The organism is Pseudomonas sp. FW305-28, assembly GCF_017351395.1.
Lineage (GTDB): Bacteria > Pseudomonadota > Gammaproteobacteria > Pseudomonadales > Pseudomonadaceae > Aquipseudomonas > Aquipseudomonas fluorescens_AA.
The window spans coordinates 1-4,414 of the sequence record NZ_JACNDD010000256.1; the positions used below are offsets into that span (position 1 = coordinate 1).

General features: G+C 64.4%; 2 protein-coding genes. One reads left to right on the plus strand and one right to left on the minus strand.

Annotation, left to right across the window (positions count from 1 at the left end):
• Positions 1-118: 118 nt before the first annotated feature.
• On the plus strand, positions 119-2,644 hold the full coding sequence (locus J4E53_RS29915; protein WP_177431693.1) for a sulfite reductase flavoprotein subunit alpha: 2,526 nt from the start codon (positions 119-121) through the stop codon (positions 2,642-2,644).
• Between the two features lie 132 nt (positions 2,645-2,776).
• On the opposite strand, the gene J4E53_RS29920 is transcribed toward J4E53_RS29915, so the two are convergent.
• On the minus strand, positions 2,777-4,318 hold the full coding sequence (locus J4E53_RS29920; protein WP_103308373.1) for an alkaline phosphatase: 1,542 nt from the start codon (positions 4,316-4,318) through the stop codon (positions 2,777-2,779).
• Positions 4,319-4,414: the final 96 nt, after the last annotated feature.

Below are 4,414 nucleotides of genomic sequence, written 5' to 3' on the forward strand. Positions count from 1 at the left end.
TTTGTCGCTCACCTCATCACTGATCGGCACCTTTTAGGTGTGTTTATGAATGCTTCTCGATAACACACGGCATAATGCGCACCGTGATGAACAGTAATAGATGAACAAGGCGGGCGACGTGTTGAAGAAAACCCTGTTCCAGTTGCACTGGTTTTTCGGCATCAGTGCCGGGCTGGTCCTGGCGTTGATGGGCGTTACCGGGGCAGTGGTGTCGTTTCAGGATGAAATCCTGCGGGCCTTGAACCCGCAGGTGCTGACGGTCGAGAAGCAACCGGCCGGTGTGTTGCCGCCCGCCGAGTTGGTGGAGCAGATCGAAGCCGCCTCCGGCAAGACCGTCGCCCTGCTCTGGGTCGAGACCGACAGCGGCAACGCCGCGCGGGTGATCTTCGCGGCGCCGCCCGGGGAAAAACGTGATGCCATGCGCTATTTCGACCCCTACACCGCACAGTTCATGGGTGAGGTGACCGGCCAGGATTTCTTTGGCCTGATGCTCAGGCTGCACCGTGTGTTGACCCTGGATGACGTGGGCCGGCAAATCACCGGGGCCTGCACGCTGATCCTGGTGTTCTTCTGTCTGTCCGGGCTGTACCTGCGTTGGCCGCGCCAATGGAAAAGCTGGCGCGCCTGGCTGACCCTCGACTGGGGGAAAAAAGGTCGCAGCTTCAATTGGGACCTGCACTCGGTGGCGGGTACCTGGTGCCTGGTGTTCTATCTGCTGGCGGCACTGACCGGCCTGACCTGGTCCTACGACTGGTACAACAAAGGCGTGACCCGCCTGCTTTCCGACGCGCCGGAAGAGGAACGGGTGCGCAATCGTGGCCCGGCACCCAGCGGCCCACTGCCCGTGGCCGATTACCGGGCCATGTGGAGCAGCATCTACAGCGCCGCAGGCCCCGGCCTGTCCGCCTACAACGTGCGCATGCCGCCCGTGGCCGGGCAGCCGGCGACCGTGTTCTACCTGCTGAAAAACTCACCTCACGACCGGGCGCTGAACCAGCTCATCCTCGACCCGGCCACCGGCGTCATCAGCCGGCATAGCCGCTACAGCGACAAGAGCCTCAAGGCGCAGTTGCTGACCAGTGTCTATGCCCTGCATATCGGCAGCTACTTCGGCCTGGTCGGGCGGATCCTGGTGACCGTCGCCGCGCTGACCATGCCGCTGTTCTTCATCACCGGCTGGTTGCTGTACCTGGACCGCCGCCGCAAGAAACGCCAGGCCAGAAACGCCCGTCAGGCCCTGAGCGCCAACCCGACCGATGCGCCGGCCTGGCTGATCGGTTTCGCCAGCCAAAGCGGTTTCGCCGAGCGACTGGCCTGGCAGACTGCCGGCCAACTCCAGGCCGCCGGTTTGCCCGTGAAGGTCCAGCCATTGGCCGGTGTTAGCGAGCAGGACCTGAACATCGCCACCCACGCGCTGTTTGTGGTCAGCACCTTTGGCGACGGCGAAGGACCGGACAGTGCCCGCGGCTTCGAACGCAAGGTGCTGGGCCAGGCCTTGAGCCTGGAGCGCTTGCAGTATTCGGTGCTCGGCCTGGGCGACCGGCAATATGAACACTTCTGCGGTTTCGCCCGGCGCCTGCACGCCTGGCTGGCGGAACACGGCGGCAAGACCCTGTTCGCGCCGGTGGAAGTCGACAGCGGCGACCCTTACGCCCTGCGTCACTGGCAACAACAACTGGCCGAACTGACCGGGCAGGCGCCTGCCGACACCTGGCAGCCCCCCAGTTTTGAAAACTGGACCCTCAGCCAACGCACCCTGCTCAACCCCGACAGCAGCGGCTCGGGCGTGTACCTGCTGGGCCTCACCGCCCCCGGGCCGAGCAGTTGGCTGGCCGGTGACCTGGTGGAAATCCTGCCGCGCAATGACCTCTGGGCCATCGAGCATTTCCTCGATGGTCTCGGCCTGTCCGGCCAGGCGCGCGTGCAAGTCGACGGCCTGTCCCAGAGCCTCAATCAGGCCCTGGCGACCCGCCAGTTGCCGGAAAACCGCGCCCACCTGGTCGGCCTGCATGCCCAGGCGCTGGTGGAGGCACTGGCACCGCTGGCGATGCGCGAATACTCCATCGCCTCGATCCCGGCCGACGGCGTGCTGGAGCTGATCGTGCGCCAGGAACGTCACATCGACGGCAGCCTCGGCGTCGGCTCCGGCTGGCTGACCGAACACGCACCACTGGGCAGCGCCATCAGCCTGCGGCTGCGCCGCAACAGCAGCTTCCATCTGCCGCCCCAGGGCGTGCCGATGATCCTGCTGGGCAACGGCACCGGCCTGGCGGGCCTGCGCAGCCTGCTCAAGGCACGCGTCACCGAGGGCATGCAGCGCAACTGGCTGCTGTTTGGCGAGCGCAACCGCGAACACGATTTCCACTGCCGCGATGACTTGCAGGAATGGGTCACCTCCGGCGACCTGGAGCGCCTGGACCTGGCCTTCTCCCGGGATCAGAAGCAGAAAATCTACGTCCAGGACCGTCTGCTGGAGTCGGCCGCGCTGCTCAAGCAATGGGTGGCCGACGGCGCGGCGATCTATGTCTGCGGCAGCTTGCAGGGCATGGCATCCGGGGTCGATCACGTGCTCAACAACGTCCTGGGGCGCGAGGAAGTGGAGCGACTGATCGAGCAGGGGCGGTATCGGCGGGATGTCTACTGATCCTGACCGCAACATCAACCCTGTGGGAGCGGGCTTGCTCGCGATAGCGAATCTTCAGTCAACACTTCATTGACTGACACACTGCTATCGCGAGCAAGCTCGCTCCCACAGGGGTCGTTGCGTGGCTGACATTCACACGGGCTGCAACTTCTTCTCGAACACCGCCACCCCTTCCAGATCCCGCAACACCACGCTCATCTCCCCGCTCGGGCCATCGATGTTCACCTCGCCAAAGAATTGATACCCGGCGAACGGCGAGGTGTTCTGGGCCGGGGGGGCTTTCTGGAACACCACCTCCGGGCCGAAGGTCTTGTCCAGGGCGTTGGGCCCGAAGCTGCCGGCGTTCAATGGCCCGGCGACGAACTCCCAGAACGGTTCGAAATCCTGGAACGCGGCGTGTTCGGGGTGGTAGTGATGGGCGGCGCAATAGTGGACGTCGGCGGTGAGCCAGACGTAGTTGCGCACCTGATGCTTGCGCAGGTAACCCAGCAGTTCGGCGATCTCCAGTTCACGCCCCTGGGCCGCGCCCGGGTCACCGTTGGCGACCGCTTCCCAACGCGGCACGCCGGGGCTGACCTCGCCATCCGGCACACCCAGGCCAATGGGCATGTCGGCGGCGATGACTTTCCACTGGGCGCGGGATTGCTTCAACTCGCGCTTGAGCCAATTCAATTGCTCACGCCCCAGGAACGGTTTGGCCGCGCCGAGGTTGGCGTCGTTGGCTTCGCGGTAACTGCGCATGTCCAGCACGAACACATCCAGCAGCGGCCCGTAACCGAGCTTGCGGTAGATCCGCCCGCCGCCGTCGGCCTTTTGCCGGCGCATCGGTGCGTATTCCAGCCAGGCCTGTCGCGCGCGCCCCACCAGGCTGTGGATATCCTTGGTCTGGTAACGCTCGTCCAGTTGCTTGCCCGGCGACCAGTTGTTGACCACCTCATGGTCGTCCCACTGCCAGATCTGCGGCACTTCGGCATTGAAACGGCGTACGTTTTCGTCCATCAGGTTGTAGCGATAGTTGCCGCGATACTCATCCAGGGTTTCGGCGACCTTGCTCTTGGCGTCGGTGGTGAGGTTGCGCCAGATGCGCCCACCCTCGGCAGTGATTTGCGCCGGCACCGGGCCGTCGGCGTAGATGGTGTCGCCGCTGTGGATAAAGAAATCCGGCAGGCGCAGGCGCATGGCTTCGTAGATGCGCATGCCGCCGATGTCCGGGTTGATTCCGAAACCCTGGCCGACGGTGTCGCCGCTCCAGACAAAACGAATGTTGCGCTTGAACTGCGGCACGCTGCGCAGGTGGCCGAGCCAGGGTTCGCTGGCTACCCCGCTTTGGGCGTCTTCGAAATGCACACGGTAGAAAATCGCCTGGTCACGGGGCAGCCCGGTGAGTTCGACCCGGGCGGTGAAATCACTGCGGGCGTCGGCCATGGGCGAGACGAAGCGACGGGGATTGGTGAACTTGCTGCGGGTGTCCCACTCCACCACCATCCGCGCCGGACGGTCGCTGCGGCTCCAGATCATCGCCCGGTCGCCCTGCAAGTCGCCAGACTGCACACCGTCGGTGAGTACCGGACGATCCTTGACCGAAGCCATCACCGCCGGCGCCAGCCCCGGCAACAATATCCCCGCCCCCACAGCTTGCATCACCCGACGACGGCCCAGGTCGAATTCGCTCATGGTGTTCTCCCTTGAAATGGGAAAACTTAAGCATGGCTGTGTGAAGTGGGTGTGACAGGAATTTCATGCACGCCCAAAACCACTGTGGGAGCGAGC